The sequence below is a fragment of the Streptomyces amakusaensis genome (genome assembly GCF_039532665.1).
Lineage (GTDB): Bacteria > Actinomycetota > Actinomycetes > Streptomycetales > Streptomycetaceae > Streptomyces > Streptomyces amakusaensis.
This window is the reverse complement of record NZ_BAAASB010000003.1, coordinates 489,589-516,082: the sequence shown is the minus strand read 5'-3', so window position 1 is coordinate 516,082 and position 26,494 is coordinate 489,589. Positions and strand designations below refer to the sequence as shown.

Below are 26,494 nucleotides of genomic sequence, written 5' to 3'. Positions count from 1 at the left end.
CGAACTCCCCGGCGGATCACCGCCCCGGACCCTGCTCGATTGAACGATTAGCTACTGGGGGTAGCAGCTAGATGACGAAGAAGATGCGGCTCCGTGTGGCGCGAATCGCCGCCGGTGCGGTGATCGTCGCCGGAGCGTCCCTGACCGCCGCGGGCGCGGCCTCGGCCGTCAGCTCCGACTTCAATGTGGGTGCCGACGCCGGTCTCGGCGTCGGCTCGGACGACGATCCCGGCGACACCACCGGCGGCAACACCACCGGCGACCCGGGCACCGTCGGCGGCATCGGCGGCACCGACCCGGGCACCACCGGTAACACCACCGGTGACCCGGGCACGACCGGTAACACCACCGGCGATCCGGGCACGACCGGTAACACGACCGGTGACCCGGGCACGACCACTACGGGTGACCCGGGTACCACGACGACGGGCACCACCGGTACGACGGGCACGACCGGCACCACGGGCACGACCGGTACGACGGGCACGACCGGCACCACGGGTACGACGGGCACCACCGGGACCACGGGTACGACGGGCACGACCGGCACCACGGGTACGACCGGTACGACGGGTACCACGGGCACGACCGGCACCACGGGTACGACCGGTACGACGGGTACCACGGGCACGACCGGCACCACGGGTACGACGGGCACCACGGGTAGTACCGGCGGCGACACCGGCAGCACGAGCGGTACCGGCGGCAGCACGAGCGGTACCGGCGGCGACACGGGCGGCACTGGTGGCAGCACGGGCGGCAACGGCGGCGACACCGGCGGTACGGGCGGTACGGGCGGTACGGGCGGAAACGGTGGCGACACCGGCAGCACGGGCGGCGAGACCGTCGACGGTGAAGCGGGCGACACCGGCGGTACGGGCGGCAACGGCGGTGGCGACACCGGCTCCGACTGCACCGTCAACGCCGACGGCGTCGAGTGCGCCGACAACACCGACACCAACAACGCCGGCTCGCAGCCGGTCGAGCAGGGTGCGGCCAAGGAGGAGCTCGCCGAGACCGGCGCGCTGGAGACCACCTACCTGCTCATCGGCGCCGCGACCATGATCGCCGGTGGCATCGGCTTCCGTATGCTGCCGCGCCTCATCGGCGGCAACCGCGCCGCCGCCTGATCCAGGCACGGCACGGGTCGACGCGTACCCCCGCGCTCCCGTCACCCACGGTGTCAAAGCCGTGACGTACGGGAGTCGGTGAAGAGCACGGAAAAGGGCCCGGGGTGTGGCACAGCACCCCGGGCCCTTCCGTGTCGATGTCCTACGCGGTGCGCGCGGCCAGCACCGCCAGCACGCCCACCAGCAGGGCCAGCAGCATCAGCAGCGCCGGGTTCAGACCGCCGAACGGGCCGCCCTGCTCCTGTTCGAGCCGTGCGCGGTTCGCCCGGCAGACCGGACAGCGGCCCTCGGTGACCGGGGCCGCGCAGTTGGCGCATACCAATCTGTCATAGGTCATGCGCTCTCCTCCTCCCGCGCGCCGGAGCCGCAGACGCGGACCGTAAGCACAGTTCTCTCCCCACAACGTCCAGGGAAACGCGACTGTTCCCCTACCACTGTGCCAGCTCCCGCGCTTTTCGGCGCGCCCCGCCCTGCGGCCCTCTTGACTGGAGGGACAAAGCGCACAACCCCGGCCGCGGACTGCGCCCGCGAGTCCGCTTCGCGTAGTGTCACGCACACCTACTCCCGGCCGACCATGGTGCACCCGTGATCCGATTCGACAACGTGTCCAAGAGCTATCCGAAGCAGAACCGCCCAGCCCTGCGCGATGTCTCTCTCGATATCGAAAAGGGAGAGTTCGTCTTCCTCGTCGGCTCCTCCGGTTCCGGCAAGTCGACCTTCCTCCGGCTGATCCTCCGCGAGGAGCGCGCCAGCACCGGTCTGGTGCATGTCCTCGGCAAGGACCTGGCCAGGCTCTCCAACTGGAAGGTGCCCCACATGCGCCGCCAGCTGGGCACCGTCTTCCAGGACTTCAGACTGCTGCCGAACAAGACGGTCGCCGAGAACGTCGCGTTCGCGCAGGAGGTCATCGGCAAGCCCCGCGGCGAGATCCGCAAGGCCGTGCCGCAGGTCCTCGACCTCGTCGGACTCGGCGGCAAGGAGGACCGGATGCCGGGCGAGCTGTCCGGCGGTGAGCAGCAGCGTGTCGCCATCGCGCGCGCGTTCGTCAACCGGCCCATGCTGCTGATCGCCGACGAGCCCACCGGCAACCTCGACCCGCAGACCTCCGTCGGCATCATGAAACTCCTGGACCGGATCAACCGGACCGGTACGACCGTGGTGATGGCGACCCACGACCAGAACATCGTCGACCAGATGCGCAAGCGCGTGATCGAGCTGGAGAAGGGCCGTCTCGTGCGCGACCAGGCGCGCGGTGTCTACGGCTACCAGCACTGAGCCAGAAAAGCGCAAGGAAAGGCTGAACGCACGCGATGCGCGCCCAGTTCGTACTGTCGGAGATCGGCGTAGGTCTCCGCCGCAATCTCACCATGACCTTCGCCGTCATCGTCTCCGTGGCTCTCTCGCTCGCGCTCTTCGGCGGTGCGCTGCTGATGAGCCAGCAGGTCAATACGATGAAGGATTTCTGGTACGACAAGGTCAACGTCTCGATCTTCCTCTGCAACAAGAACGACGCGACGACCAATCGCTCGTCCTGCGGCAAGGGCGCGGTCACCGATCAGCAGAAGCAGCAGATCCAGGCCGACCTCAAGAAGATGTCCATTGTCGAGACCGTCCATTACGAGACCGCCGAGCAGGCGTACAAGCTCTACAAGGAGCAGTACGGCGACACGGCGATCGCGGCGACGATCACACCGGACCAGATGCAGGAGTCGTACCGGGTCAAGCTCAAGGACCCGGAGAAGTACCAGGTCGTCGCGAGCGCCTTCGCGGACCGGGAGGGCGTCCACCAGGTGCGCGATCAGCGCGACATCCTGGAGAACCTCTTCTCCCTGATGAACGCGATGAGAGTGGCCGCGCTCGTCGTCATGGCGCTGATGCTGGTGATCGCGATGATGCTGATCGTCAACACCGTGCGCGTTTCGGCGTTCAGCCGCAGGCGTGAGACCGGGATCATGCGTCTGGTCGGCTCCTCCAGCTTCTACATCCAGATGCCGTTCATCATGGAAGCGGCCTTCGCCGGACTTCTCGGCGGCGCGGTCGCCTGCGGATTCCTGCTGCTGGGCCGGTACTTCCTGATCGACAACGGCCTGGCCCTCGCGGACAAGGTGCAACTGATCGAATTCATCGGCTGGGACGCGGTCTTCACCAAGCTCCCGCTGGTGCTCGCGATCGGTCTGCTGATGCCCGCGATCGCCGCCTCCCTCGCGCTGCGCAAGTACCTCAAGGTGTGACACGCGCACTCCGGCGCCGTGCGGCAACAGCCGTACGGCGCCTTTCGCTTCGCCTAGACTCATCGCCATGCCGGGCCCGGATCATCACCGCCGGCCCCGCCGCACCAGCCGCGGGGCGGTCCTGACGTTGGTTTTCGCGACCGTTCTCGCCTCCGCCGCGGCCACCGGATCACTGCCGCGCGAGCAGGGTCCCGAGCCCGCGCCGCGCGCCGGGGACCAGGCCCCCGACACCGTCGACCAGGACCTTCTCGCCCGCGCCGCCGCCGAGGCCCTCGCGGACGGGAAGTCCGGCACCGAGGCGGCCGAGGAGGTCGTCAGCCGCAGCGGCGACCGCTGGGGCGCGGTGTACGACAAGGGCGAGTACGAGACATTCCGCCAGGCCCTCGACGGCGAGTACACGGGCGTCGGCCTGGTGGCCCGCCGCGACGGGGACGGCCTGGTCGAGATCGCCGGGGTGCGGGCCGGCGGCCCGGCGGGCCGGGCCGGCATCCGGGCTGGCGACCGGCTGCGCACCATCGACGGCGAGCGGGTCGACCGGCGGCCCGTCACCGAGGTCGTGGGCCTGCTGCGCGGCCGGGACCGTACGCATGTGGCCCTGGGCCTGGAGCGCGCCGGCCGGTCCTGGACCCAGTCCCTGACCCGTACGAAGCTGAGCACCGAGTCCGTCACCGTCCGGCGGCTCGACGGCGGCGCGGTGCTGATCAGGGTCGCGGCCTTCACCCGGGGCACCGGCGGCCTGGTCCGGGAGGCCGTCCGGCGGGCCCCCGAGGGCGCGGGAGTCCTGCTGGACCTGCGCGGCAACAGCGGCGGTCTGCTCCATGAGGCCGTCGACGCCGCCTCCGTCTTCCTCGACGGCGGCCTGATCGCCACCTATGACGTACGGGGGAAGCAGCGCGCGCTGTACGCGGAGCCCGGCGGCGACACCGCCAGACCCGTGGTCGCGCTGGTCGACGGCGGCACGATGAGCGCGGCCGAGCTGGTCACCGGGGCGCTGAAGGATCGTGGCCGGGCGGTGACCGTCGGCGCCCGCACCTTCGGCAAGGGCTCGGTGCAGATGCCGAGCCGGCTGCCCGACGGCTCGGTGGCCGAGCTGACCGTCGGCCACTACCGGACCCCGGCCGGCCACGACGTCGACGGCGAGGGCATCACCCCCGACGTACCGGCCGCCGAGGGGGCCGAGAAGCGGGCCGTGGCCGTGCTCGACGGCCTCGGCGCGGCCTCCTGAATCCTGGGCGTAAATCTGTTGCGCCGTAGTGCGAAAATGAACGCACTATGGCTAAGGAAAAGGACCCAGGGCGCAAGCTGATCGCGCAGAACAAGAAGGCGCGGCACGACTACCACATCATCGACACCTACGAGTGCGGTCTCGTGCTGACCGGTACCGAGGTCAAGTCGCTGCGGCAGGGGCGGGCCTCCCTGGCGGACGGCTTCGTCCAGATCGACGGTCACGAGGCCTGGCTGCACAACGTCCATGTGCCCGAGTACACCCAGGGCACCTGGACCAACCACGCCGCCCGGCGCAAGCGCAAGCTGCTGATGCACCGGGCCGAGATCGACAAGCTGGAGTCCAAGTCCCAGGAGACGGGTCACACGATCGTGCCCCTGGCGCTCTACTTCCGGGGCGGCCGGGCCAAGGTCGAGATCGCCCTGGCGCGGGGCAAGAAGGAGTACGACAAGCGCCAGACCATGCGGGAGCGCCAGGACCGGCGCGAGGCCGACCGCGCCATGTCGGCGGTCCGCCGCCGTCAGCGGAGTGCGTGACCGGATCAATAAGCTGGCATCCGGCCGGGTCGGTCACGTACGATGGCACTGCCCCCCACCACAGGGGCGCATTTTGAAAAATAAACATGGGGATGATCGGTTTCGACAGCGGATGTCGAAGCAGGGGAAGCGAGTCGAGGAAGCGGCAATGATCTCGTTAACCATATGTCGCAAACAATAATCGCCAATTCTAAGCGCGATAACTCCGAAGCCTTCGCTCTCGCTGCCTAATAAGCAGTAGAACGAACCTTCACTCATGGAGCGTCAGCCCGGGGACTGTTCCCGACCCGGCTCCTGGCGTCAACTAGGGAACTAAACCTCTAGACCCGGTCACGGGGACCAGAGGGAAACCAAACAGTGACTGAGCCCGTCGGAGACTTGTCCGTGTGATCTTCGGGGCTGAGAAAATCGCAGCGGACTGCACTCGGAGAAGCCCTGTTTCCGCACCGTTGGACGCGGGTTCGATTCCCGCCATCTCCACTTCATCCCATGTGGGCAAAGGCCCGGCTGCCATCGCAGCCGGGCCTTTGTCATGCCCGTACGATCCCGCGCCCCCGCCGGATGCCCCGGGCGATCGCCCCGGCGAAGGCGCGCACCCCCGGGGCCGAGAGCAGCCGGGTGCAAGGACCGGGCGTCCGGCCCGAGCGGTGCCGGCCGGCCAGGGACGCCTCGTACTGGCTGCCCGATCCCGCGCCGGAGTGAGCGCTGTGGGCCATGCGGGGGCCTGGCAGCCGTACGAACGCAAGCTGCGGGCCAAGGCGTTCATATAACGGATAGCCGGGCGCGCGTCCGCCGTCCGGCCCGTATCGCGGAACGGGAGAACAGCCTCATGGTCCCAGGCACGACACGAGCGGGAACGGTGCTCGGCGCGGTCCTGCTGTCCCTTCTCACGGCCCCGGCGCACGCCGCGCACGCCCCCTCGCCCGTACCGGAGCGCGCGGCGGCCCTGCCCGCAGCGGCTCCCGACCCGGTCGCGCTGAGGGCGGCGCTGCGCTCGGCGCTGGCGAACGGCGCGCCGGGGGCGCTGGCGAGGGTCGACGACAATGGCAGGGCACACCGGCTGGCCGAGGGCCTCGCGGACCGGGGGACCAAGCGGGCGATCACCGCCGAGGACCGGTTCCGGATCGGCAGCGTCACCAAGACCTTCACCACTGTGGTGCTGCTCCAGCTGGTGGACGAGGGGGTCCTCAAGCTGGACGACCCGGTCGTCAAGCATCTGCCGGGGGCGCTCCCCGACAAGCGGATCACCGTGCGGCATCTGCTCGGCAACCGCAGCGGGCTGTACGACTACACCAACACCCTCTTCGCCCGTACCGTCTCCGGCTTCGAGGCCGTGCGGAACAAGGTCTTCACCCACCGGCAGCTGCTCGACCTCTCCCTGGCGAAGGCCGCGACGGGCTCGCCGGGCGGGGCCTACGCGTACTCCAACACCAACTTCGTGGTCGCGGGCATGCTGATCGAGAAGCTCACCGGCACCTCCACCGGCACGGCCTACCGGGAGAGGATCATCACCCCGCTGAAGCTCGCCGACACCTTCTACGTCCACCCCGACACCGCCCTCCCCGGGAAGCACTCCAGGGGCTATCTCACCTCCGACGGCTCGGGGACCTCCCTGGTGGACGCCACCCGTCAGACGGCGTCCTGGGCGCAGAGCGCGGGCGCGATCATCTCCAGCGCCCGCGATCTGAACACCTTCTTCTCCGCGCTGCTGCGCGGCGAGCTGACCTCCGCCGCCCGGCTGACCCAGATGCGGCGCTGGACCGCGGTCAACAGCACCCAGGGGTACGGGCTGGGGCTGCGCCGCCGCGATCTGTCCTGCGGGGTCTCGGTCTACGGGCACACCGGGGCCGTGCAGGGGTACTACACCTACTCCTTCACCTCCGGGGACGGGAAGCGCTCCGTCACCTCCTTCGCCAACGCGTCCAACAACGCCGCCGTGCTGAACACCCTGCCGCGCACGCTGGAGGCCGCCTTCTGCGGCACACAGGCCACCGCGCGCACCGCCGCCCCCGCCGAGCGCGAGGACATCGCGCCGGACGTCGTACGCCGCTGACCGTCCCCGGCCGTCACCCGGCGAAACGGTCCGATCCCGGCAGAAGGAGGGGTTCCGGCCGCCCGCCGGGACGGGCACTCTGGAGGGAGACCCGCGGCGGGGCGCGGGCCCGCCCAGGGCCGGCCCCCCCCGGTGTCCCCGAGCCAGTGACCTTGAGGCGGTGACAGGCGCATGACGGCAGCTGCGACCGGTACGGCTCCCCACGACTGGCGGTTCGACTCCGGCCGCCTCTGTCTGGACCTGATGGCCACCGGCGAATCGGCGGGCGGGGAACCGCTGGCGGGGGCCGGCCGGCTGGCCCGCTGGCTGCTCGGCACGGGGCTGCTGCCCGCCGGCACCCCGGTGGGCGCGGTGGCCGGTCCCTGGGTCGAGCGCTTCGTACAGCTGCGGAGCTGGACCGACCAGCTGGTACGGGCGGAGCTCGACGGCCGCTCGGCGGAGTCCGCGCTGGAGCGGATCAACGCGGTCGCGGCCGGCCCGCCCCCGGCGATCCGGGCGGTACGGGACACCGACGGCGCTCTGGTGCGCACGCTCGGCACCCCGCCGGAGTGCGGCGCGCTGCTGGCGGCGGTGGCCCGGGACGCGGTGGAGCTGCTGACCGACCCGGCGGCCCGGTCGGGGCTGCGGCAGTGCGCGGGGGAGGGGTGCCGGCGGGTGTATCTGGACACCTCGCGCGGCCACCGGCGGCGCTGGTGCTCCAGCGAGGTCTGCGGCAATCGCGAGCGCGTCGCCCGCCATCGCCGCCGCGCCGCGGTGGCCCGGACCTAGGACGACATCGGCCCATCGGGCACCCCTGATCCCGCTCGCCCCATTCGCACCACCCACACCGCCCGCACCCACCTCGTACCGGTCAACTCCCGTACCCGGTACGGATGTTTTCGGCCAGGCTTTGAATGCCTCCCCGCCCTTCTCCGTAGGAGAGAGGGACAAGGAGTCAGCCGAGAACCGCCGACACCAAGGTCTCGACCGGGAGGTTGCAGGTGCGCAAAGATGCGGCCGTGGCCGATGACCGTCCGCACAGGACCCGCCATCGCAGCGAGAACGCGCGCCGTGACTCCCCGGTCCCCGAAGAGGAACTCATGCGCGCGCTGTATCGCGAACACGCGGGGCCTCTGTTCGCCCATGTACTGCGACTCGTCGCCGGGGACCGACAGAGGGCCGAGGACGTGGTGCAGGAGACGCTCATCCGTGCCTGGAAGAACGCCGGTCAGCTCAACCGGGCGACCGGATCGGTCCGCCCCTGGCTGGTGACGGTCGCACGCCGCATCGTCATCGACGGTCACCGCAGCCGGCAGGCCCGGCCGCAGGAGGTCGATCCGTCGCCGCTGGAGGTCCTGCCCGCGGAGGACGAGATCGACAAGGCGCTGTGGCTGATGACGCTCTCGGACGCGCTCGATGATTTGACACCCGCGCATCGGGAAGTTCTTCTCGAAACGTATTTCAAGGGGCGCACGGTCAATGAGGCAGCCGAGACGCTCGGCATACCCAGCGGCACGGTGCGCTCCCGGGTGTTCTACGCGCTCCGGTCCATGAAACTCGCGCTGGAGGAGAGGGGGGTCACGGCATGACCATGCCGGATCGGGAATCCGTGCACGACGCGGTCGGCGCGTATGTGCTCGGTGTTCTCGACGACGCGGAAGCGTCGGCGTTCGAGGCGCATCTCACGGAGTGCGAGACCTGTTCGGCCGGCGTCGAGGAACTCTCCGGGCTGGAGCCGATGCTCGCGGCCCTGGCCGGGGCACCACCGCCGGATTGCACGGACCGGACGGATCAGGTGGATCGTACGGACCGGACGGACCGCGTGGGCCGGACGGATGTGACGCCCCCGCGATTCATGCCCCTGGAGCCCGCGCCGCCGGGCCCCAGGGTGCTGAACGGACTGCTCGGCGAGGTGGCGGCCCGCCGCGCCGCCGCCCGCAGGCGCGGCAGACTTCTGGTGGCGGTCGCGGCCGTCCTCATCATCGGCGGTCCCGCCGTCGCCGTCGTGGCCGTCGCCCGGGGGGAGGGCGCACCGGACCGGCCCGCGGGCCGTCACCCCACCCCGGCCGAGCACGCCTTCTTCCACGACATCGAACGGAAGTCCGAGGCGACCGACTCCGCGACCCGTGTCAACGCCTCCGTCGGCATCGAGCGCAAGGACTGGGGCACCCATGCCGTCCTCCGGCTGAAGAACATCAAGGGCCCGCTCAAGTGCCTGCTGGTCGCCGTCTCCAAGTCCGGCGAGGAGGAGGTCATCACCTCCTGGGCCGTCCCCGGCGGCGGCTACGGCCTGCCCGACGGCCCGGACGAGACCTCCCGCAGACCGCTGTACATCCACGGCGGGGCGGCCATGGACCATGCCGAGATCGACCGCTTCGAGGTGCGTACGTTCGACGGCAGGAAGCTCGTGGAGGTCGACGCCTGACAGATTCGCCCCCTTCGCGTACGGTTGGCGGCTGCCCAGTGCACGTCAGAAGGGGGCCTCGGTGGCCGCGCAGGAAGCCGCTGTCGACGCTGTCGATCAGTCCGCGGGGGACGCAGTCCAGGAGGACTCCGCCCGCGGATCCGCCCCGGAGGACTCCGTCCGGGACCGCGAGATCGCCGTTGAGCAGGAACATCTCGACCGGGTCTACCGCCGGTTGGAGGAGAAGATCGACGAGGCGGAGTTCCTGATGAAGGACGCCGCCAAACTCGGCCAGGTCGGCACTCCCGGGGCGCTCGCCGAGCGGGACGCGCAGGTCTTCCGCGCCGGCGTCCACCTCAGCCGCCTCAACAACGAGTTCGAGGACTTCCTCTTCGGCCGCATCGACCTGCTGCTGGGCAAGGACGGCGAGCGCGGCCCGGACGGCGCGTTCACCTCGGTGGAGCCCGCCGACGACGCGGTGCGCCCCGACAGCACCGCCGACATCGCCGAGACCCTCCACATCGGCCGGATCGGCGTCCTCGACACCGACTACGCGCCCCTGGTGATCGACTGGCGGGCCCCCGCGGCGGCCCCCTTCTACCGGTCCACCCCGGTCGCGCCCGGCCGGGTGGTCCGCCGCCGGGTCATCCGCTCCAAGGGCCGCCGGGTCCTCGGGGTCGAGGACGACCTGATGCGCCCCGAGCTGACCGCCCGCCTGGACGGCTCCGTACTCCCGGTCATCGGCGACGGCGCGCTGATGGCCGCCCTCGGGCAGGCCCGCAGCCACACCATGCGCGACATCGTCGCCTCCATCCAGGCCGAACAGGACATGGTCATCCGGGCCCCCGCCGCCTCCGTGACCTATGTGGAGGGCGGCCCGGGCACCGGGAAGACCGCCGTCGCGCTGCACCGGGCCGCGTACCTGCTCTACCAGGACCGCCGGCGGTACGCGGGCGGCATCCTGATCGTCTCGCCGACCCCGCTGCTCGTCGCCTACACCGAGGGCGTGCTGCCCTCGCTGGGCGAGGAGGGGCAGGTCGCCATCCGCGCGGTGGGCCATCTGGTCGACGGCGCGGAGGCCACCGCGTACGACGAGCCGGCCGTGGCGCGGATCAAGGGCTCGGCCCGGATGCTGAAGGTCCTCCGCAACGCCTCCCGGGGCGCGCTGGAGCGTCCCGGCCCCACGGTGACCGTGCTGGACGGACAGCTCGCCCTCGGCGACGAGGAGACCCCGGGCACGCCCGAGCGGCTCCGCGTGGTCGCCTTCGGCCGCCGGCTGGAGCTGGAGGCCGACGATCTGCGCCGTATCCGCAACAACGTCCTCGGCGGCACCGCCCCGGTCAATCTGCTGCGCCCGCGCGCCCGCAGGCTGCTGCTGGACGCGCTGTGGTCGCGCTCGGGGGCGGCCGGCCGCCACACCGACCAGGAACTCGCCGCCGAGCTGCGGTCCTCCTTCGACGAGGACGTCACCGGCGAGGACAGCTTCCGGCTCTTCCTGGACGAGTGGTGGCCCGAGCTGACCCCGCGCGGGGTGCTCGCCGCCATGGCCGACGAGCGGCGGCTCGGCCGCTGGGCGCGCCGGATCCTCAACCCGGGCGAGATCCGGCGGCTGGCACGCTCGCTCCGGCGGGCCGGCGAGGACGGCAGGGGTCCCCTCTCGGTGCACGACGTGGCTCTCCTGGACGAGCTCCAGACGCTGCTGGGGGCCCCGGCGCGGCCGAAGAAGAAGCGCGAGCTGGACCCGCTGGACCAGCTCACCGGTCTTGAGGAGCTGATGCCCCAGCGCGAGGAGACCCAGCGCGAGCGGGCCGAGCGGCTGGCGGCGGAGCGCACCGAGTACGCGCACGTCATCGTCGACGAGGCGCAGGACCTCACCCCGATGCAGTGGCGCATGGTCGGCCGCCGGGGGCGGCACGCCACCTGGACGATCGTCGGCGACCCGGCGCAGTCCTCCTGGCCCGAGCCGCAGGAGGCGGCCGAGATCCGCGACGAGGCGCTCGGCACCCGTCCGCGCCGCCGCTTCCAGCTCACCGTCAACTACCGCAACCCGGCGGAGATCGCCGAGCTGGCGGCCCGGGTGCTGGCGCTGGCGATGCCCGGGATGGAGTCCCCGGCGGCGGTCCGCTCGACGGGGATCGTGCCCCGGTTCGCCGCCGTGGGCGACGCGGAACTCGCCGATGTGGTGCGCGAGGAGGCGCGCCGGCTGCTGGAGCGGGTGGACGGCACGGTCGGCGTGGTCGTCGCCATGCACCGCCGCGAGGAGGCCGCGCGCTGGCTGGCCGGTCTGGGCGAGCGGGTGGTGGCGCTCGGCTCGCTGGAGGCGAAGGGACTGGAGTACGACGCGACCGTCGTGGTCAGCCCGGCGGAGATCGCCGACAACTCCGCGGTCGGACTCCGTGTGCTGTATGTCGCACTGACCCGGGCGACCCAGGAGCTGACGGTGATCTCGGGCGGCCGTGACGAGCCGGACGCGGAGGGCGTGCCCCGGCTGCTGCGCCCGGACGCGGCCGAGCCGCCGCGCGAGCAGGAGGCGGGCGGCCAGCCGCCCCGCCAGGCGCGCGGCAGACGCTCCGGCGGGCGGCGGCGCGAGCGGTCCCCTTCCGGGGACCGGAACCCGCAGACCCGTTCGGAGCAGGCACGGGAGTGACGAGGAGTCAACCCGCGCGGGGGGAATCACTTACCGGGGTGGTTTGTTAGCCTGGTTGTGGCACCGGCTCGATCCAAGCCCCCGGGCCCAACCTTCGTCGCTTCGAGCGACCACTTGCCGCGAGGCGAGCATGGCGGGTCGGTGCCACTCACTCTTCGTTCAGCAGGTCCATGCCACCGGCTCCCCGGCGGCATGGACCTGCTGCCGTTGGGCCGCCCGGGGTCCCCATGGGCCGTTCGAGGGCTGTTCGCGGGGTCCCGCCGGGGAGATTTCTCCCGTATCACGGAATTCGCTTTCCGAAAACAAAACGACCACTATTACCGGCTACCGGCTGGTAGGTGCGACCATCGGTAAAGCGTCCGCCCGGGGTGCCCCCGCAGCGGGCGCATAGCAATGAAGCTAGGGAAAGCAGAGGAACCCGGTCATGGCAACGGCGCCCAGCGTCTCGTATTCGATGACGGTCCGGCTGGAGGTGCCCGCGAGCGGAACCGCGGTCTCCCAGCTCACCACGGCCGTGGAGTCCTCCGGCGGCTCTGTGACCGGTCTGGACGTGACCGCTTCCGGCCACGAGAAGCTCCGGATCGATGTGACCATCGCGGCCACCTCCACCGCGCACGCCGAGGAGATCGTCGAAGAGCTCCGCGGCATCGAGGGCGTCGTCCTCGGCAAGGTCTCCGACCGTACGTTCCTGATGCACCTCGGCGGCAAGATCGAGATGGCGTCCAAGCACCCCATCCGCAACCGTGACGACCTCTCGATGATCTACACCCCGGGTGTGGCGCGGGTCTGCATGGCCATCGCCGAGAACCCCGAGGACGCCCGCCGTCTCACCATCAAGCGGAACTCGGTCGCCGTGGTCACCGACGGCTCCGCCGTCCTCGGCCTCGGCAACATCGGCCCGATGGCCTCCCTGCCGGTGATGGAGGGCAAGGCCGCCCTGTTCAAGCGGTTCGCCGGCATCGACGCCTGGCCGATCTGCCTGGACACCCAGGACACCGACGAGATCGTCGCGATCGTCAAGGCCATCGCGCCCGGCTTCGCCGGAATCAACCTGGAGGACATCTCCGCGCCCCGCTGCTTCGAGATCGAGGCCCGGCTGCGCGAGGCCCTGGACATCCCGGTCTTCCACGACGACCAGCACGGCACCGCCATCGTGGTCCTCGCCGCGCTCACCAACGCGCTCCGCGTCGTCAACAAGGCGGTCGGCGACGTACGGGTCGTCATGTCCGGCGCCGGCGCGGCCGGCACGGCCATCCTCAAGCTGCTGCTCGCCGCGGGTGTGAAGCACGCGGTGGTCGCCGACATCCACGGTGTGGTGCACGCGGGCCGCGAGGACCTCGTCGACGCCGCCACCGAGTCCCCGCTGCGCTGGATCGCGGACAACACCAACCCCGAGGGTGTCACCGGCACCCTGAAGCAGGCCGTGGTCGGCGCGGACGTCTTCATCGGCGTCTCCGCCCCCAACCTGCTGGGCGCGGAGGACGTCGCCGCGATGGCGGACGGCGCGATCGTCTTCGCGCTCGCGAACCCGGACCCCGAGGTGGACCCGGCGATCGCCCGCCAGACCGCCGCGGTCGTCGCCACCGGACGCTCCGACTTCCCGAACCAGATCAACAATGTACTGGTCTTCCCGGGTGTCTTCCGCGGTCTGCTGGACGCCCAGTCCCGCACCGTCAACACGGAGATGATGCTCGCCGCCGCGACCGCGCTGGCCGATGTCGTCACCGAGGACGAGCTGAACCCGAACTACATCATCCCCTCGGTCTTCAACGACAAGGTCGCCGGAGCCGTGGCCGGAGCCGTCCGCACGGCGGCCAGGGCGGCAGCCGCCCCCGTCGCCCAGGACCAGTAGGCCGGGAAGCCGGAGGGCCGGCCCGGACACCCGGGGACCGGCCCTTTCGCGCGCGACCTGTCCGATCATGCCCCGACCGGTCCCGGGGACGGCCCCGGAGCGCGCCCCCAGGCCGCTCCCAGGCGGCCTCGGAGCCCCTCCGGGCGGCCGGGGCACGGGCGGGGCCTGTACGGACCGTGAGCGCCGCCCCAGGACGATCAAGGGGGATCCCCCCGGTCGCCGAGGGCTCCGCGGCCACTTACAGTTCTCCCGACGGCCCCTCTTGGGCGGTGCGCCCATGGCCTGACCTCCGGCGCGTCGTGGGATGCCGGGCCCCGGCAGCCGATCTAGGGTGGCGGACCATGGCCCCGGCGGCTCCACGGAGTCCCCGCCTGGTGAACGGAGCGTCACCACGATGTGGTAGTGGCGCTTTTCGTGTGACTCAGGAGGGTGCCGGATTGGCGTTCCCGCCGTTGGTGGGGGCAGGATGCGTAACCGGGCGAGAGGGTCTGATGCAGACCCTGGTCCGGGGACTGTCAGAGGGCCCTGGCAGCATCGGCTTCGATCTCACGCCTCACAGGCAAGTAGAAACACGGGAGTAAGAACATGAACCGCAGTGAGCTGGTGGCCGCGCTGGCCGACCGCGCCGAGGTGACCCGCAAGGACGCCGACGCCGTGCTGGCCGCCCTCGCCGAGACTGTCGGCGAGATTGTCGCCAAGGGCGACGAGAAGGTCACCATCCCCGGCTTCCTGACCTTCGAGCGCACCCACCGTGCCGCTCGTACCGCGCGTAACCCGCAGACCGGCGACCCGATCCAGATTCCGGCCGGTTACAGCGTGAAGGTTTCGGCGGGCTCGAAGCTGAAGGAAGCGGCCAAGGGCAAGTAAGGCCCCTGGGCCTTCACTGTTCGACCGCTGAAACATCACAAGGGCGGCCACCTTGCCAAGGTGGCCGCCCTTGCTGTGTCCCCGGGGCCCCGCAGGGCCCCGGGGACGGTGTCAGCGGCCCGGGAGCTCCACCTTCGCCCCGAGCTTCACCAGCTTGTCCATGAAGTTCTCGTACCCCCGGTTGATCAGGTCGATCCCGTGCACCCGGGAGGTGCCCTGGGCGGCCAGCGCCGCGATCAGATACGAGAAACCGCCCCGCAGGTCGGGGATGACCAGATCCGCGCCCTGGAGCTTCGTCGGACCCGACACCACCGCCGAGTGGAGGAAGTTCCGCTGGCCGAAGCGGCAGTCCGAGCCGCCCAGGCACTCGCGGTACAGCTGGATGTGCGCACCCATCTGGTTGAGCGCGGAGGTGAATCCGAGCCGGGACTCGTAGACCGTCTCGTGGACGATGGAGAGGCCCGTCGCCTGGGTGAGCGCCACCACCAGCGGCTGCTGCCAGTCGGTCTGGAAACCGGGGTGCACGTCCGTCTCCAGGGCGATCGCGTTCAGCGTGCCGCCCGGGTGCCAGAAGCGGATGCCCTCGTCGTCTATCTCGAACGCCCCGCCGACCCGGCGGTAGGTGTTCAGGAAGGTCATCATCGAGCGCTGCTGGGCGCCCCGCACATAGATGTCGCCCTCGGTCGCCAGCGCCGCCGACGCCCAGGAGGCCGCCTCCAGACGGTCCGGCAGCGCCCGGTGGGTGTAGCCGCCGAGCCGGTCGACGCCGGTGATCCGGATCGTCCGGTCGGTGTCCACCGAGATGATCGCGCCCATTTTCTGGAGTACGCAGATCAGATCCTCGATCTCCGGCTCCACGGCGGCGTTCGACAGCTCGGTGACGCCCTCCGCCAGCACCGCCGTCAGCAGCACCTGCTCGGTGGAGCCGACCGAGGGGTACGGCAGCCGGATCTTGCAGCCGCGCAGCCGCTGCGGGGCCTCCAGATACTGACCGCCCTCGCGCTTCTCGATCGTCGCGCCGAACTTCCGCAGCACGTCGAAGTGGAAGTCGATCGGCCGGCCGCCGATGTCACAGCCGCCGAGACCGGGGATGAAGGCGTGGCCCAGCCGGTGCAGCAGCGGACCGCAGAACAGGATCGGGATGCGCGAGGAACCCGCGTGGGCGTCGATGTCGGCCACATTGGCGCTCTCGACGTGCGTCGGGTCCAGCACCAGCTCGCCCGGCTCGTCACCCGGGCGGACGGTCACGCCGTGCAGCTGGAGCAGTCCGCGCACCACCCGCACATCGCGGATGTCGGGCACATTGCGCATTCTGCTCGGCTCGCTGCCGAGAAGGGCGGCGACCATGGCCTTCGGCACCAGGTTCTTGGCGCCTCGGACGCGGATCTCGCCCTCCAGCGGGGTCCCGCCGTGGACAAGCAGTACATCGTCTGTGCCGGTCATGAATCTCGCGTTCCGGAGGGTGTCCCCTCCAGTGGAGCGAGGGGAGGTCGGGCAGAGGGTCAGAGAAAAGGGTAAGGGGCGGGACTCCCGCCGCCGTAAGGGCCGGGAGCCTCCACGACGTCATGAGTTCGCTACAGCACGCTGGGTTCCCCCGCGCGTGCGGAGTGTCACCTTCCGGATGGTTCCGGGGTGCCGCCACGGCCCATTCTGGGGGGTGGGGCCGAGCGGTCGGGCGGTCGGGCCCCGCGCGGGGCGAAGATGCGGGATCATGTCTCGCATGACCGAGGTGTCCTCGCTCACAGGGCGGCTGCTCGTCGCCACACCCGCCCTCGCGGACCCGAATTTCGACCGCGCCGTCGTCCTGCTGCTCGACCACGACGACGAGGGCTCCCTCGGCGTGGTCCTCAACCGGCCCACCCCCGTGGGAGTGGGCGACATCCTGGAACCCTGGGCCCCGCTCGCGGGCGAGCCCGGAGTCGTCTTCCAGGGCGGCCCCGTCTCCCTCGACTCCGCGCTCGGCGTCGCCGTGATCCCCGGCGACGAGGGCCCGGCCGGCTGGCGCCGGGTGTACGGGGCGATCGGCCTGGTCGACCTGGAAGCCCCGCCCGAACTCCTCGGCGCGGCCCTCGGCTCGCTGCGCATCTTCGCCGGATACGCGGGCTGGGGCCCCGGCCAGCTGGAGAACGAGCTGGACGACGGCGCGTGGTACGTCGTCGAGTCCGAACCCGGCGACGTCTCCTCGCCCCGCCCCGAGTCCCTCTGGCGGGCCGTGCTGCGCCGCCAGCGCAGTGAACTGGCCATGTTCGCCACCTACCCCGACGACCCCTCGATGAACTGACCGCCGAGCCCCGTCCCCGCAGCTGTGCCCGTGCCCGTCCCCGGGACCACCAGACCCGTCTCGTACGCCACGATCACCAGCTGCGCCCGGTCCCGCGCGCCGAACTTCCCCAGCAGATGACTCACATGCGTCTTCACCGTGGAGACGCCGACATACAGCCGCCGTGCGATCTCCGCGTTGTTCAGCCCCCGGGCCACCAGCTCCAGCACCTCGCGCTCCCGGCCGGTCACCGAGTCCAGACCCGCCGCGTCCGGACGGGCCGGACCCGGCCGCCGCGCGAACTCGGAGATCAGCCGCCGGGTCACCGCCGGAGCGATCAGCGCGTCCCCCGCCGCCACCACCCGCACCGCCGCCAGCAGCTCCGACGGCGGGGTGTCCTTGAGCAGAAAGCCGCTCGCGCCCGCGCGCAGCGCCCCGTACACATGGTCGTCCAGGTCGAACATGGTCAGCATCAGCACCCGGGTCCGCGCCGTCTCCGGGAACGAGCAGATCAGCCGGGTCGCCTCGATGCCGTCCAGCACCGGCATCCGCACATCCATCAGCACCACGTCCGGCCGGGCCCGGCGGGCCAGCCGCACCGCCTCGGAGCCGTCCGCCGCCTCGCCCACCGGCGTCAGCCCCTCCGTGGCCTCCACCAGCAGCCGCAGACTTCCCCGCAGCAGCGCCTGATCATCGGCCACCAGTACCCGGATCACCGGTCGTCCCCTCCTCCTCGCACCCGGCCGGGGCGTACGGAAGCACCGCCCGGACCTCGAAACCGCCGCCCGGCACCGGGCCGGCCGTGAACGTGCCGCCGTACAGCGCCACCCGCTCCCGCATGCCGACCATGCCGTGCCCCGGCGGCCCGTACGAGAGTCCCGGCCGGCCGTCGTCCCGCACCGTCAGCCGCACCTCGCCGTCCTCGGCGCGCACCGCCACCCGGCCCACCGCGCCCGGACCCGCGTGCCGCAGCACATTGGTCAGCGCCTCCTGGACGATCCGGTACGCCGCGAGCCCCACCCCCTCCGGCAGCCCGTCGAGGCCGGCGGTCTCCAGCTCCGCCCCGGCGCGCCGCGCCAGCTCCGCCAGTTCCCGGGGGCCCGGGGCGGGGGAGTGCGAGGCCGGCAGCCGCTCCCCGCCCTGCGAACGCAGCACCCCCAGCATCTGCCGCAGCTCCAGCAGCCCGCTGCGGCCCGTCGCCTCGATGTCCCGCAGCGCCCCGGCCGCCTCCTCCGGGCGGCTCCGTACGACATGGTTGGCCACCCCCGCCCGCACCACGATCAGCCCCATCGAGTGGGTCACCACATCGTGCAGCTCCCGGGCGATCCGCAGCCGCTCCTCGGTGACCGCGCGCTGCGCGAGCTGCTCGGCCGCGCGCAGCGCGAAGGCCCGGCGCTCCCGGGCGGCCCGGCCCAGCTCCCAGGCAGCCATCAGGGCGACACACCCCAGGACGATCAGGCCGGGCCCGCCGGACCACCAGTACCGTGCGTCCCGCCCGGCCGGCGCGACCAGCCCCGCGCAGAGCAGCACCGCGATCGCGGGCCCCGGCGGCCACCGCTGCCACCAGCGCCGTCCCACCGGGCCGACGGCGACCGCGTGGAGCGCGAAGGCCGCCGGAAGGAACGGGTCCCGCACCGCGTCCAGCACCACGGCGACCCAGGTCACCGCCAGCACCCAGCAGAAGACCGGTCCGGGCCACAGCCGCCGGAGCGCGCACGGCAGCACGGCCGCCGCCGTCAGCAGCGCGAGCGGCGCACCGGAGAGCGGTGCGGACTCCCCGGGCACCGTGGGCGCGGTGGGCGAGCCCACCAGAGTGAGCAGGAGGGCGTACACCGCGACCGCGACCGCGTCCCGCCCCACCAGCCGTATCGCGTCGGACATCCCCCGACCGTAGAGCCGCCGGGGTGCCGCCCGCCTCCGTCCCCGGGAGGAGAAGCGCCGCTCCGCCCCCGGGCCGATGCGCGCCCGGGGCCCGGACGGGAAGTGTCGGCGGGGTGATTGACGTAACCGAACTGACGAAACGACAGGGGCGCGCGACCGTCGTCGACGCGCTGAGCTTCACCGCCGCACCCGGGCGGGTGACCGGCTTCCTCGGGCCCAACGGCGCGGGGAAGTCCAGCACGCTGCGGATGATGGTCGGCCTGGACCGGCCCGACGGGGGCACGGTCCGCTACGACGGGGTGCCCTACGAGCGCCTGCGCCGTCCGCTCCACGAGGTCGGGGCGCTGCTGGAGACGGACTCCGTCCATCCGGGGCGCAGCGGCCGGTCCCATCTGCGGGCGCTCGCCCGGACCCATCGGATCGGCGACCGCCGGGTGGCGGAGGTGATCGAGCTGACCGGGCTCGCGGGGGCGGAGCGGCGGCGGGCCGGGACGTACTCGCTGGGGATGCGGCAGCGGCTGGGGATCGCGGCGGCGCTGCTCGGCGACCCGGCGGTGCTGCTGCTGGACGAGCCGGTCAACGGGCTGGACCCGGAGGGGGTGGTGTGGATCCGCTCGCTGATGCGCCGGTGGGCGGGGGACGGCCGTACCGTGCTGGTCTCCTCGCACCTGATGGCCGAGGCCGCGCTCACCGTCGACGATGTGGTGGTGATCGCCCGGGGGCGGCTGCTCGCGGCGGGCGCGATGGAGGAGATCGTGTCCGCGCACGCCTCTCCCGGCGGCTCTCTGGAGGAGGCGTTCATCCGGCTGACCGGGGGTACGGCCGATCACTCGGCCGAGGCCGGGGCCGATGCCGCAGCCGGGGCCTGGGCCGGCCGCTCGGAGCGGGGGAGTGCCCGATGACACCGCGGACCACGCCCATGCCCATGCCCGCACCCACGCCCGGAGACCGGGGGCGGTACGGCGGGCTCGCGGCCGACTTCGCCGCCGCCTTCTCCGCCGAGTGGCTCAAACTGCGCACCCTGCGCTCCACCTGGTGGATCCTTCTCACCTTCTTCGCCGTCGGCGCGTCCTTCGCGGTGCTCTACGGCGCGGCGGCCGGCGGGCGCGTCGAGGAGCATCTGGGCGACCCCGCCTTCGACCCGGTCTTCCTCGGGTTCGGCGGCCAGCTGATCGCCCAGCTCGCGATGGTCTGTCTGGGGGTGCTCGCCGTGGGCGGCGAGTACTCCTCCGGCACGATCCGGTCCTCGCTGACCGCCGTGCCCCGCCGGGGTCTGTTCTGGGCCGCGAAGTCGGCGGTGCTGGGGGCCGTGGCGCTCGCGGCGGCGCTGCCCACCGCGTTCATCGGCTTCTGGCTGGCCCAGACGTCGATGGGGCCCGAGCTGAACGTCTCGCTCGGGGATCCGGGCGCGCTGCGCGCCACGCTGGGGGTGGCGGTCCATCTGACGGTGATCTGTCTGATCTCCGCGGGGGTGACGGCGGTGCTGCGCGGCACGGTGCTCTCGCTCGGCGTCCTGGTGCCGCTGATCTTCCTTCTGCCCCAGCTGATCGGCCCGGTGCCGGGGGTGGTGGGGCGCGTCGCCTGGTACCTGCCCCAGCTCGCGGGCTCCCAGCTGATGCGGAGCTTCCCGGACGAGCGGGTGGACTTCGGTCCCGGGGGCGCGCTGGCGGTGATGCTGGTGTGGGCGGCGGTGGCCTTCGCGGGCGGTCTGGCGGCGCTGCGGCGGCGCGACGCGTGAGCGCCGGCCCCGGGCGGGCCCGGGGAGTGCGACCCGGGTGCGGTCCAGGGGCCGGTGACCCGGGTACCCTTGGAGTTCATGAGCACTCTTGAGCCCGAGCGCGGGTCTGGGACGGGAACCCTCGTAGAGCCGACGCCGCAGGTGTCGCACGGCGACGGCGATCACGAGCGCTTCGCCCATTACGTCCAGAAGGACAAGATCATGGCGAGCGCCCTCGACGGCACTCCCGTGGTCGCCCTGTGCGGAAAGGTCTGGGTGCCGGGGCGTGACCCCAAGAAGTACCCGGTCTGTCCGATGTGCAAGGAAATCTACGAGTCCATGGGCCCGGGCGGGGACAAGGGCAAGGGCGGCAAGGACAAGTAGCCGCCGCGGCGAAGACATGAACGAACGGCCCCGGGGGCACGCGAACACGCGTGCCCCCGGGGCCGTTTCCGTGTCCGTCCGCTCACCGGCCGTTTCCCTTTCGGGCCGCCGGGGCCACAGCCGTTGCACAGGATGCGTCTGCCGGTCACAGAGTGGTTGAGACCTCTTGTCCCCAGGTTTGTCCCGCTCTAGCCTCCTCGTGTTGTGCAGCACGAAACGTACGTTGCAGATGCTGCAACGAATACCGTAGGGGACCGCTCATGAAGCTCAGCTCCCGCATCGCCGCTCCGACCGCGGCCCTGGTGCTCGCGGGACTCACCGCGACCGCCTGTGCCCCCCAGACCTCCGACAACAGCTCCTCGAAGGACGAGAAGTCCGGGACCCTGCGCGTCTGGCTCTTCCAGGAAGTCAACAACGACCCGAAGAAGAAGGTCGTGGACGAGGCCGTCGCGGCCTTCACCAAGGAGAACAAGGACGCCAAGGTCGAGGTGGAGTACATCCCCGTCGAGACCCGCGCCCAGCGCATCAAGGCCGCCTTCAACGACCCGAAGAGCGCCCCCGACGTGGTCGAGTACGGCAACACCGACACCGCCGGCTATGTCAAGGACGGCGGACTCGCGGACATCAGCGAGGAGTTCAAGGCCTGGGACGAGGCCAAGAGCAGCGACCCCACCGCGACCCAGTCGGTCACCGTCAACGACAAGATCTACGGTGCGCCTCTCTTCGTCGGCGTCCGCGCGCTGTACTACCGCACCGACGTCTTCAAGGAGCTGGGCCTGAAGCTGCCCAAGACCCAGGACGAGCTGATCGCCACCGCGAAGAAGATCCGCGAGAAGAAGCCGGACCTCTACGGCATGGCGGTCGGCGGCGCGTACACCTACGGTGCTATGCCGTTCATCTGGGCCAACGGCGGCGAGCTGGCCGAGGGCAGCGCGGGCTCCTACAAGTCGGCCATCAACAGCGAGGCCTCCCAGAAGGGCATCAAGGCCTACACCTCGCTCTTCGGCGACGACAACTGTCCTGCCGCCAAGTGCGCCGCCATGACCGGCAACGCGGTCGTCACCGCCTTCGCCTCCGGCAAGGCCGCCATGGCCATGGGCGGCGACTTCAGCCACCAGGCCGTCGAGGCGGGCACGGTGAAGGGCAAGTACGCCGTCGTGCCGCTGCCCGGCATGAAGGAGGGCGAGATCGCCCCGGCCTTCGCGGGCGGAAACAACATCGGCGTCCTGAAGAGCACCTCGCACCGGACCCTCGCGGTGGAGCTGACGAAGAAGCTCGCCGGCAAGGAGTCCCAGCGCAAGTTCTTCGACGCCATGGGCTTCCTGCCGACGTACACCGACGTCCGTGACGAGGTCGCGAAGAAGAAGCCCTTCGTCGAGCCCTTCGTCAAGACGCTCGGCGCGGGCACCAAGTTCGTCCCCGCCTCCGCCGGCTGGGGCCAGGTGGACGCCTCCCTCGTCCTGCCGACGATGTTCCAGGAAGTCATCAGCGGCAAGAAGGACGTCGCCAAGGCCTCCGCCGACGCCGCCAAGAAGATGGACACGGCGTTCACCGACGCCGGCTGACCGACATGACCCACCAAGCGACAGCCGCCGGCCCGGCCGCGGTCTCCCCCAAGACCGCGCCGGCCCCGGCCGCGAAGCCCCCCAGAAAACGATCCGGCCGCAAGGGCGGGCGCTGGACGCCCTGGCTCTATCTGCTGCCCGCGCTCGTCGTCCTCGCCGCGCTGCTGGTCTACCCGATCTACCAGCTCGGCCTGATCTCCTTCCTCGAATACACCCAGGCACAGGTCAGCGGCGGCGAGCCGACCACCTTCAAGGGCCTCGGGAACTACCGGGAACTCTTCGCCGACAGCCAGTTCTGGCAGGTCCTGTTCGCCACGGTCCTGTTCGCCGCGGCCTGTGTGATCAGCACGCTCATCGTCGGCTGTGTGCTGGCCGTGCTGCTGACCCGCATCAGGGCGGTGCCCCGTCTCGCCCTGATGATGGCCGCGCTCGGCGCGTGGGCGACCCCGGCCATCACCGGCTCCACCGTCTGGGTCTTCCTCTTCGACCCCGACTACGGACCGGTGAACCGCCTCCTGGGCCTCGGTGACTTCTCCTGGACCTACGAGCGCTACAGCGCCTTCGCCCTCGTCCTCTTCGAGGTCGTCTGGTGCTCGTTCCCGTTCGTGATGGTGACCGTGTACGCGGGCATCAAGGCCATCCCCACCGAAGTCCTGGAGGCTGCCTCGCTGGACGGCGCCTCCCAGTGGAAGATCTGGCGCTCCATCACCGCGCCCATGCTCCGCCCCATCCTGGTCGTCGTCACCATTCAGTCGATCATCTGGGACTTCAAGGTCTTCACCCAGATCTATGTGATGACCAACGGCGGAGGCATCGCCGGCCAGAACCTCGTCCTCAATGTGTACGCGTACCAGAAAGCCTTCGCGTCCTCGCAGTACAGCCTGGGCTCGGCGATCGGCATCGTCATGCTGCTGATTCTGCTGACCGTCACCCTCGTCTATCTGCGCCTTCTGCGACGCCAGGGAGAAGAACTGTGAGCCGTACGAGCATGTTCCGCGTCCGCCGTCCCTGGCGGCTGCTCGCCGAGGCGTCCGCGCTCGTCGTCGCGGTGGTCGTCGCCTTCCCGCTGTACTGGATGGTGCTCTCCGCCTTCAAACCGGCGGGCGAGATCCAGTCGACCGACGCGCTGCCCTGGACGCTCAACCCGTCGCTCGACTCCTTCCGCCGCGTGTTCGAGCAGCAGGATTTCGGACGTTATTTTCTCAACAGCCTCTTCGTCGCCAGCGCCGTCGTGGTGGCGTCGGCGCTGATAGCCTTCCTGGCCGCGACGGCGGTCACCCGCTTCCGGTTCAAGTTCCGCACCACCCTGCTCATCATGTTCCTGGTGGCGCAGATGGTGCCGATCGAGGCGCTCACCATCCCGCTGTTCTTCCTCATGCGGGACGCCGGCCAGCTCAATACCCTCTGGTCGCTGATCCTGCCCCATATCGCTTTCTCCCTCCCGTTCGCCATCTGGATGCTGCGGGGATTCGTGAAGGCGGTGCCCGAGGCGCTGGAGGAAGCGGCCTACATCGACGGCGCGAGCCGCACCCGCTTCCTGTGGCAGATCCTCTTCCCGCTGGTCTTCCCGGGCCTTGTGGCGACCAGCGTCTTCTCCTTCATCTCGACCTGGAACGACTTCCTCTTCGCCAAGTCCTTCATCATCAGCGACACCTCGCAGTCGACCCTGCCGATGGCGCTGCTGGTCTTCTTCAAACCGGATGAGAACGACTGGGGCGGCATCATGGCGGGCTCGACCATCATGACCGTGCCGGTGCTCATCTTCTTCGTGTTCGTACAGCGACGGCTGGTCTCCGGACTGGGCGGCGCCGTAAAGGACTGAGCAACCCTCAAGGATGGATGTCATGACCGCTGAAGAGAACCCTCCCGATCTGATCCCGGCCCCCCGAGCCGTCGAGAACGGCGCCGGCGGCTTCGCCCCCGACGCCCGCACCACCCTCTACGCGGGCGCCGGCACCGCCACCACCGAGCGCTGGCTGCGCTCGGTGGTCGGGCCGGCCCTCGGGCTGCCACTGCCGCCCGGGGAGACCGAGAACGCCGAGAACTCCCTCACCCTCCTCGTCGACGAGAACCTGGAGCCCGAGGCGTACCGGCTGGAGGTCGTGGGGGGCCGGGGCATCGAGATCCGCGGCGGCTCCGGCGCGGGCGTCTTCTGGGGCGCGCAGACCCTGCGCCAGCTCCTCGGCACCGCCTCCTTCCGCCGGGTCCCGATCGGCTCCGGCGCGGTCCGTGCCGTCCCCGCCCAGACCATCGAGGACGGTCCCCGCTTCTCCTGGCGCGGAATGATGCTCGACGTCTCACGTCACTTCACCCACAAGACCGACGTGATGCGCTACCTCGATCTGCTGGCCGCCCACAAACTCAACGTCTTCCACTTCCATCTCACCGACGACCAGGGCTGGCGCATCGAGATCAAGCGCTATCCCCGGCTCACCGAGGTCGGATCCTGGCGCTCCCGCACCAAATGGGGCCACCGATTCTCCGAACTGTGGGACGAGAAGCCCTACGGCGGTTACTACACCCAGGACGACATCCGCGAAATCGTCGCCTACGCCGCCGAGCGGCATATCACCGTCGTGCCCGAGATCGATGTGCCCGGACACTCGCAGGCCGCCATCGCCGCATATCCGGAACTGGGCAACACCGACGTCATCGACACCGCCTCGCTTTCACCCTGGGAGACCTGGGGGATCAATCCCAACGTACTCTCCCCCACCGACAACACCCTGCGCTTCTACGAGGGCGTCCTGGAGGAAGTCCTCGAACTCTTCCCCGCCCGGACCTCGCCCTTCATCCACATCGGCGGCGACGAATGCCCCAAGGACCAGTGGAAGCAGTCCCCGACGGCCCAGGCCCGGATCGCCGAACTCGGCGTCGGTGACGAGGACGGACTCCAGTCCTGGATCATCCGCCACTTCGACACCTGGCTCACCGCCCGGGGCCGCCGGCTCATCGGCTGGGACGAGATCCTCGAAGGCGGCCTCGCGCCCGGCGCGGCCGTCTCCTCCTGGCGCGGCTACGCGGGCGGCATCCAGGCGGCCGAAGCCGGCCACGACGTCGTGATGTGCCCCGAGCAGCAGGTCTATCTGGACTTCCGCCAGGACGGCGGCCCCGACGAGCCGATGCCCATCGGGTACATCCGCACCCTGGAGGACGTCTACCGGTTTGAACCGGTGCCGCCCGGCCTCAGCCCCGAGGCCGAGGCGCACATCATCGGCACCCAGGCCAATGTCTGGACCGAGGTCCTGCAGGAGCGCTCCCGCATCGACTACCAGGTCTTTCCCCGCCTCGCCGCCTTCGCCGAGGTCGCCTGGTCCCGGCTGCCCGCCTCCCCGGAACGGGATTACGCCGACTTCGAACGCCGAATGGCCACCCACTACCGCCGCCTTGACGCCCTCGGCGTCGACTATCGGCCACCCGGGGGCCCGTTGCCGTGGCAGAAGCGCCCCGGGGTGACCGGCTTCCCGCGTGAGGGAGCGCCCCCGAACGTGTGAGTCCGCGCCCAAGCCGGCCGTCCCCCGCCCCGGACTCTGGCACCGTGGGACGGCCATGAGGAACAAGCCGCGCAACACCGTTGAAGACCGGCAATCCGTATGTGCCACCGAAGACATGACAAAAGCGGACGCCATAGCGGTTAGGGCGCATCCTTCGTGGATGCGCCCTTCGTGGACCCTCTCGCCGGTCGGCCCGGAACATGTGCCAGAGTTGCCATCCCCAGCCTGTGAGCACGTACGGTACGGCAACACAGGCGGGATGGCCGGAC

25 protein-coding genes and 1 other RNA gene are annotated in these 26,494 nt (G+C 70.9%); 21 read left to right on the top strand and 5 right to left on the bottom strand.

The features are described from left to right. The first annotated feature begins 71 nt into the window (after window positions 1–71). Window positions 72–1,130 carry a hypothetical protein gene (locus ABD371_RS07460; protein WP_344474024.1) on the top strand — a complete coding sequence of 353 codons (1,059 nt, stop codon included), beginning with the start codon at window positions 72–74 and terminating at the stop codon, window positions 1,128–1,130. A gap of 142 nt (window positions 1,131–1,272) precedes the next feature. On the opposite strand, the gene ABD371_RS07455 is transcribed toward ABD371_RS07460, so the two are convergent. Continuing rightward, complete coding sequence (locus ABD371_RS07455; RefSeq protein WP_190125689.1) at window positions 1,273–1,467, bottom strand: hypothetical protein; 195 nt, start codon at window positions 1,465–1,467, stop codon at window positions 1,273–1,275. 248 nt (window positions 1,468–1,715) lie between these two features. Here ABD371_RS07455 and ftsE point away from each other — a divergent pair, with 248 nt between their 5' ends. From ftsE to ssrA, 5 genes are all read left to right on the top strand, one after another. Continuing rightward, window positions 1,716–2,405 (top strand): cell division ATP-binding protein FtsE, encoded by a 690-nt coding sequence (gene ftsE, locus ABD371_RS07450; RefSeq protein WP_190125690.1) that lies wholly within the window; start codon window positions 1,716–1,718, stop codon window positions 2,403–2,405. A 35-nt stretch (window positions 2,406–2,440) separates the two neighbouring features. Beyond that, window positions 2,441–3,361 carry a permease-like cell division protein FtsX gene (ftsX, locus tag ABD371_RS07445; RefSeq protein WP_190125691.1) on the top strand — a complete coding sequence of 307 codons (921 nt, stop codon included), beginning with the start codon at window positions 2,441–2,443 and terminating at the stop codon, window positions 3,359–3,361. 67 nt (window positions 3,362–3,428) lie between these two features. Continuing rightward, window positions 3,429–4,586, top strand: coding sequence for a S41 family peptidase (locus ABD371_RS07440; RefSeq protein WP_344474022.1), 1,158 nt, complete (start codon window positions 3,429–3,431; stop codon window positions 4,584–4,586). A gap of 47 nt (window positions 4,587–4,633) precedes the next feature. Then, window positions 4,634–5,122 (top strand): SsrA-binding protein SmpB, encoded by a 489-nt coding sequence (gene smpB / locus ABD371_RS07435; protein WP_344474021.1) that lies wholly within the window; start codon window positions 4,634–4,636, stop codon window positions 5,120–5,122. Between the two features lie 88 nt (window positions 5,123–5,210). After that, window positions 5,211–5,605, top strand: a transfer-messenger RNA (tmRNA) gene (gene ssrA / locus ABD371_RS07430). A 47-nt stretch (window positions 5,606–5,652) separates the two neighbouring features. Here ssrA and ABD371_RS07425 read toward each other — a convergent pair. Beyond that, a complete protein-coding gene (locus ABD371_RS07425) occupies window positions 5,653–5,838 on the bottom strand; it encodes a hypothetical protein (RefSeq protein ID WP_344474019.1) in 186 nt (61 codons plus the stop codon). A 113-nt stretch (window positions 5,839–5,951) separates the two neighbouring features. Between ABD371_RS07425 and ABD371_RS07420 the strand changes: the two genes are divergently transcribed. The 7 genes from ABD371_RS07420 (at window position 5,952) to ABD371_RS07390 (ending at window position 14,924) form a co-directional block, all read left to right on the top strand. Beyond that, entirely contained in the window at window positions 5,952–7,175 is a 1,224-nt protein-coding gene (locus ABD371_RS07420; protein WP_344474017.1) for a serine hydrolase domain-containing protein, read from the top strand. A 171-nt stretch (window positions 7,176–7,346) separates the two neighbouring features. Continuing rightward, window positions 7,347–7,943 carry a CGNR zinc finger domain-containing protein gene (locus ABD371_RS07415; protein WP_344474016.1) on the top strand — a complete coding sequence of 199 codons (597 nt, stop codon included), beginning with the start codon at window positions 7,347–7,349 and terminating at the stop codon, window positions 7,941–7,943. 206 nt (window positions 7,944–8,149) lie between these two features. Further along, complete coding sequence (locus tag ABD371_RS07410; protein ID WP_344474015.1) at window positions 8,150–8,743, top strand: sigma-70 family RNA polymerase sigma factor; 594 nt, start codon at window positions 8,150–8,152, stop codon at window positions 8,741–8,743. After that, window positions 8,740–9,579 (top strand): zf-HC2 domain-containing protein, encoded by an 840-nt coding sequence (locus tag ABD371_RS07405; protein WP_344474013.1) that lies wholly within the window; start codon window positions 8,740–8,742, stop codon window positions 9,577–9,579. The genes ABD371_RS07410 and ABD371_RS07405 overlap by 4 nt, the downstream gene beginning before the upstream one ends. Window positions 9,580–9,640: 61 nt before the next feature. Continuing rightward, window positions 9,641–12,205, top strand: coding sequence for a HelD family protein (locus ABD371_RS07400; protein ID WP_381733340.1), 2,565 nt, complete (start codon window positions 9,641–9,643; stop codon window positions 12,203–12,205). 424 nt (window positions 12,206–12,629) lie between these two features. Next, the gene (locus tag ABD371_RS07395; RefSeq protein WP_344474011.1) at window positions 12,630–14,057 is read left to right on the top strand and encodes an NAD-dependent malic enzyme; all 1,428 of its coding nucleotides are present in this window, start codon (window positions 12,630–12,632) and stop codon (window positions 14,055–14,057) included. Window positions 14,058–14,642: 585 nt separating this feature from the next. Beyond that, on the top strand, window positions 14,643–14,924 hold the full coding sequence (locus tag ABD371_RS07390) for an HU family DNA-binding protein (RefSeq protein ID WP_003954777.1): 282 nt from the start codon (window positions 14,643–14,645) through the stop codon (window positions 14,922–14,924). A 111-nt stretch (window positions 14,925–15,035) separates the two neighbouring features. On the opposite strand, the gene murA is transcribed toward ABD371_RS07390, so the two are convergent. Beyond that, window positions 15,036–16,367, bottom strand: coding sequence for a UDP-N-acetylglucosamine 1-carboxyvinyltransferase (gene murA, locus ABD371_RS07385; protein WP_344474009.1), 1,332 nt, complete (start codon window positions 16,365–16,367; stop codon window positions 15,036–15,038). Between the two features lie 277 nt (window positions 16,368–16,644). Between murA and ABD371_RS07380 the strand changes: the two genes are divergently transcribed. After that, window positions 16,645–17,205 (top strand): YqgE/AlgH family protein, encoded by a 561-nt coding sequence (locus tag ABD371_RS07380; protein WP_190125702.1) that lies wholly within the window; start codon window positions 16,645–16,647, stop codon window positions 17,203–17,205. Here the strand turns inward: ABD371_RS07380 and ABD371_RS07375 are convergent. After that, a complete protein-coding gene (locus ABD371_RS07375) occupies window positions 17,178–17,900 on the bottom strand; it encodes a response regulator (RefSeq protein WP_344474006.1) in 723 nt (240 codons plus the stop codon). The two genes, ABD371_RS07380 and ABD371_RS07375, sit on opposite strands and share 28 nt — an antisense overlap. Next, the gene (locus ABD371_RS07370; protein WP_344474004.1) at window positions 17,875–19,065 is read right to left on the bottom strand and encodes a sensor histidine kinase; all 1,191 of its coding nucleotides are present in this window, start codon (window positions 19,063–19,065) and stop codon (window positions 17,875–17,877) included. The genes ABD371_RS07375 and ABD371_RS07370 overlap by 26 nt, the downstream gene beginning before the upstream one ends. 113 nt (window positions 19,066–19,178) lie before the next feature. On the opposite strand from ABD371_RS07370, the gene ABD371_RS07365 reads away from it, so the two are divergent. From ABD371_RS07365 to ABD371_RS07335, 7 genes are all read left to right on the top strand, one after another. Continuing rightward, window positions 19,179–19,967 (top strand): ABC transporter ATP-binding protein, encoded by a 789-nt coding sequence (locus ABD371_RS07365; protein ID WP_344474002.1) that lies wholly within the window; start codon window positions 19,179–19,181, stop codon window positions 19,965–19,967. After that, on the top strand, window positions 19,964–20,803 hold the full coding sequence (locus ABD371_RS07360) for an ABC transporter permease (RefSeq protein WP_344474000.1): 840 nt from the start codon (window positions 19,964–19,966) through the stop codon (window positions 20,801–20,803). Before ABD371_RS07365 ends, ABD371_RS07360 begins: the two co-directional genes overlap by 4 nt. A 78-nt stretch (window positions 20,804–20,881) precedes the next feature. Further along, a complete protein-coding gene (locus ABD371_RS07355) occupies window positions 20,882–21,166 on the top strand; it encodes a DUF3039 domain-containing protein (protein WP_190125707.1) in 285 nt (94 codons plus the stop codon). A 260-nt stretch (window positions 21,167–21,426) separates the two neighbouring features. Next, window positions 21,427–22,731, top strand: coding sequence for an extracellular solute-binding protein (locus ABD371_RS07350; RefSeq protein ID WP_344473997.1), 1,305 nt, complete (start codon window positions 21,427–21,429; stop codon window positions 22,729–22,731). 5 nt (window positions 22,732–22,736) lie between these two features. Then, window positions 22,737–23,708 (top strand): carbohydrate ABC transporter permease, encoded by a 972-nt coding sequence (locus ABD371_RS07345; protein WP_344473995.1) that lies wholly within the window; start codon window positions 22,737–22,739, stop codon window positions 23,706–23,708. 11 nt (window positions 23,709–23,719) lie between these two features. Beyond that, on the top strand, window positions 23,720–24,553 hold the full coding sequence (locus ABD371_RS07340) for a carbohydrate ABC transporter permease (protein WP_344474126.1): 834 nt from the start codon (window positions 23,720–23,722) through the stop codon (window positions 24,551–24,553). A 22-nt stretch (window positions 24,554–24,575) separates the two neighbouring features. Beyond that, complete coding sequence (locus tag ABD371_RS07335) at window positions 24,576–26,225, top strand: beta-N-acetylhexosaminidase (protein WP_344473993.1); 1,650 nt, start codon at window positions 24,576–24,578, stop codon at window positions 26,223–26,225. Window positions 26,226–26,494: the final 269 nt, after the last annotated feature.

Excerpts from the sequence above, each read along its gene's own strand:
- smpB (WP_344474021.1), top strand. The coding sequence starts at position 4,634 with ATGGCTAAGGAAAAGGACCCAGGGCGCAAGCTGATCGCGCAGAACAAG.
- ABD371_RS07335 (WP_344473993.1), top strand. The coding sequence starts at position 24,576 with ATGACCGCTGAAGAGAACCCTCCCGATCTGATCCCGGCCCCCCGAGCC.
- ABD371_RS07340 (WP_344474126.1), top strand. The coding sequence starts at position 23,720 with ATGTTCCGCGTCCGCCGTCCCTGGCGGCTGCTCGCCGAGGCGTCCGCG.
- ftsX (WP_190125691.1), top strand. The coding sequence starts at position 2,441 with ATGCGCGCCCAGTTCGTACTGTCGGAGATCGGCGTAGGTCTCCGCCGC.
- ABD371_RS07380 (WP_190125702.1), top strand. The coding sequence starts at position 16,645 with ATGACCGAGGTGTCCTCGCTCACAGGGCGGCTGCTCGTCGCCACACCC.
- ABD371_RS07425 (WP_344474019.1), bottom strand. The coding sequence starts at position 5,838 with ATGGCCCACAGCGCTCACTCCGGCGCGGGATCGGGCAGCCAGTACGAG.
- ABD371_RS07440 (WP_344474022.1), top strand. The coding sequence starts at position 3,429 with ATGCCGGGCCCGGATCATCACCGCCGGCCCCGCCGCACCAGCCGCGGG.
- ABD371_RS07355 (WP_190125707.1), top strand. The coding sequence starts at position 20,882 with ATGAGCACTCTTGAGCCCGAGCGCGGGTCTGGGACGGGAACCCTCGTA.
- ABD371_RS07460 (WP_344474024.1), top strand. The coding sequence starts at position 72 with ATGACGAAGAAGATGCGGCTCCGTGTGGCGCGAATCGCCGCCGGTGCG.
- ABD371_RS07455 (WP_190125689.1), bottom strand. The coding sequence starts at position 1,467 with ATGACCTATGACAGATTGGTATGCGCCAACTGCGCGGCCCCGGTCACC.
- murA (WP_344474009.1), bottom strand. The coding sequence starts at position 16,367 with ATGACCGGCACAGACGATGTACTGCTTGTCCACGGCGGGACCCCGCTG.
- ABD371_RS07420 (WP_344474017.1), top strand. The coding sequence starts at position 5,952 with ATGGTCCCAGGCACGACACGAGCGGGAACGGTGCTCGGCGCGGTCCTG.
- ABD371_RS07415 (WP_344474016.1), top strand. The coding sequence starts at position 7,347 with ATGACGGCAGCTGCGACCGGTACGGCTCCCCACGACTGGCGGTTCGAC.
- ABD371_RS07405 (WP_344474013.1), top strand. The coding sequence starts at position 8,740 with ATGACCATGCCGGATCGGGAATCCGTGCACGACGCGGTCGGCGCGTAT.
- ABD371_RS07350 (WP_344473997.1), top strand. The coding sequence starts at position 21,427 with ATGAAGCTCAGCTCCCGCATCGCCGCTCCGACCGCGGCCCTGGTGCTC.
- ABD371_RS07345 (WP_344473995.1), top strand. The coding sequence starts at position 22,737 with ATGACCCACCAAGCGACAGCCGCCGGCCCGGCCGCGGTCTCCCCCAAG.
- ABD371_RS07395 (WP_344474011.1), top strand. The coding sequence starts at position 12,630 with ATGGCAACGGCGCCCAGCGTCTCGTATTCGATGACGGTCCGGCTGGAG.
- ABD371_RS07360 (WP_344474000.1), top strand. The coding sequence starts at position 19,964 with ATGACACCGCGGACCACGCCCATGCCCATGCCCGCACCCACGCCCGGA.
- ABD371_RS07390 (WP_003954777.1), top strand. The coding sequence starts at position 14,643 with ATGAACCGCAGTGAGCTGGTGGCCGCGCTGGCCGACCGCGCCGAGGTG.
- ABD371_RS07370 (WP_344474004.1), bottom strand. The coding sequence starts at position 19,065 with ATGTCCGACGCGATACGGCTGGTGGGGCGGGACGCGGTCGCGGTCGCG.